The sequence below is a fragment of the Nonomuraea sp. NPDC049695 genome (genome assembly GCF_040674955.1).
Taxonomy (GTDB): domain Bacteria; phylum Actinomycetota; class Actinomycetes; order Streptosporangiales; family Streptosporangiaceae; genus Nonomuraea; species Nonomuraea helvata.
Map to the genome: position 1 here is coordinate 1 of NZ_JBFANV010000217.1, position 1,999 is coordinate 1,999.

Here is a 1,999-nt window from a genome sequence, read left to right on the forward strand (position 1 = left end):
GGAGGACCTGATCGACGGAGTCGGCGAAGCGCGCTCTCGCGACGCCGACACCGCCGAACAGGGCTACGAACTGGCCGTGGCGTACCGCGCGGCGGGTCGCGCCGCGGACGTGGTCGAGGCCGCCGACGATGTGGCCGATTGGCTGGACCACCTGCGCGACCTCGGAGAGCTGTCCAGGGCGGAGATCCCCGACTGGAATCGCATGCTGCTCGCCGAGGCGCACGAAGCCCTCGGCGACCACACTCTCGCGCTCAAGGAGTACCAGAAGGTCGTGGGCTCCGCCCGTCAGCGGAACAACCTCAGGCTGCTCCTCGACACGCTGATGCCGTCCGCGAGGCTTCAGCACGTCCTGAACCGGGACGCCGAGGCGGCCGCCGGCTACCGCGAGGCCGGCGACGTCGCGGCCGCTCTGGCCGACCCGCACGCCGTGGCCACGTGCCGCGCGTCCGAGGCGTTGTCCCTGCACCGGACCGGTGATCTCCAGCGGGCACTCGCCGTTCTCGCGCAGGCGCAGGCCGCGACCGGTGCGCTGCCCGGGCAGCCGGCGGACCGCCTCGCCAGGACCTGCGCCATCGTGTTCCGCAGCGCCGCTCACGTGCTGTCCGCCGCAGGCCGGCTCCAGGAGGCGACCGATCATGCCGCACGCGCCGCGGCGGCCTTCCGGCAGGTGGGTGACGCAGCCGAGGCGGCCGAGATGGACCTGCTGTATGCCCGCACCCGCACCCTCAACCAACTCGGACGCCCCGCCGGCCCCGATCAGACCGCCTCCACCGGTTGAGCCCAACCCCACCGCGTGATCTGGGCTACTCGTCTTCCTTGCGCTTGTCGGCGGGGATGATCAGGTCCGGACTGATGCCTTCCAGGGTGGGCCTCGCGGGGGTTCTCGCGTTCGGTCCCGACATCGCGGCGAAGAATGCGAAGAGCACCTGCTTGGTGTCGAACGGGTCGTGGATCCGGTCAGCGGCCCGGCAAGCATCTTCAGGGCGATGCCGTACGCGGCCGGCGCGTCCAGCTGAAGCCTGAGGCAGGGGCGCCCCTGTCGGCCGGCTGACCCGCGGGGCAGGCCCCGGGCCTGGTCGAACCGCGCCAGCCGCACCCGGCTCTGGATCTCGGCGATGTGAGGTCATGAGGCCGCGCTACCAAGGCGTGACGGTCCCGTCCCAGGAGAAGAAGCCGCCGGCGCGTGCCGCCATGTCGTCGAACGACATGTCGAGGCCCCGATCGAAGATCTCTCGGCCATGGCCGTTCTGATGGCCCGCGTCGACCTCGGGTCGGACAGGCATCCTCCGCGGTTGGTCTACATCGGCACCCTCCCGACAGGTTGACAACGGTTCGGTACTCCGAGTACCAATTAAATAAGCGGTACTGGTAGTACCGGAACTGTGAGTATCTCATGGAGGCGTCATGAGCGTCATCGTCGTCGGGGCCGGCCCCACCGGGCTCATGCTGGCTGGAGATCTGGCCGCCGCCGGCCTACCCGTCAAGGTTCTCGAGCGCAGGGTCGAGGAGTCCAACTTCACCAGAGCCTTCGCCCTCCATGCCCGCACCCTGGAACTGCTCGACATGCGCGGTGTGGCCGACAAGCTGATCGCCCAAGGACTCAAGGTCGCGGAGGTACGGCCCTGCGTCAAAGGTGTCAAAGGCCAAGGGGTCATCTTCAACGTGCGCCATCCGGACAGCCGTTTCCCCTACCTGCTCATTGTGGGCCAGGCCCGCACGGAGGCCGCGCTGGAAGAGCGGGCCCGAGGCCTCGGCGTGCAGATCGTCCGCGGGGCGGAGGTTGCCGGCCTGGCGCAGGATGACGCCGGGGTTACGCTGACTCTCGCCGGCGGGCGCACCGAGCGGGCCGGCTACGTGGTGGGCTGCGACGGGGCGCACAGCGCGGTGCGCCGCCTGCTGTCGGTGGGTTCAGCGGACACGCTTACGACACCCCTAGCACGGACAGCGCCAGCGCCAGGTCGGAGGCGGTCGTCGCGAGAGGGCCGTTCTCCGAGAGCCG

Annotated in this window: 4 protein-coding genes; 2 read left to right on the plus strand and 2 right to left on the minus strand. The window is 70.1% G+C overall.

Going from position 1 to position 1,999, the window contains the following annotated elements; all coding sequences use genetic code 11:
* Positions 1-778, plus strand: a 778-nt coding sequence (locus AB0J64_RS57110; RefSeq protein ID WP_364047181.1) for a hypothetical protein, incomplete at its 5' end; no start/stop codon positions are given.
* A 25-nt stretch (positions 779-803) separates the two neighbouring features.
* On the opposite strand, the gene AB0J64_RS57115 is transcribed toward AB0J64_RS57110, so the two are convergent.
* Together AB0J64_RS57115 and AB0J64_RS57120 are read right to left on the minus strand one after the other, a co-directional pair.
* Positions 804-926: a hypothetical protein gene (locus AB0J64_RS57115; RefSeq protein WP_364047184.1), complete on the minus strand. Its 123-nt coding sequence runs from the start codon at positions 924-926 to the stop codon at positions 804-806.
* Between the two features lie 210 nt (positions 927-1,136).
* Entirely contained in the window at positions 1,137-1,283 is a 147-nt protein-coding gene (locus AB0J64_RS57120; protein ID WP_364047187.1) for a hypothetical protein, read from the minus strand.
* Positions 1,284-1,404: 121 nt separating this feature from the next.
* Here AB0J64_RS57120 and AB0J64_RS57125 point away from each other — a divergent pair.
* The coding region (locus AB0J64_RS57125; RefSeq protein WP_364047190.1) for an FAD-dependent monooxygenase at positions 1,405-1,999 on the plus strand (595 nt) is incomplete at its 3' end.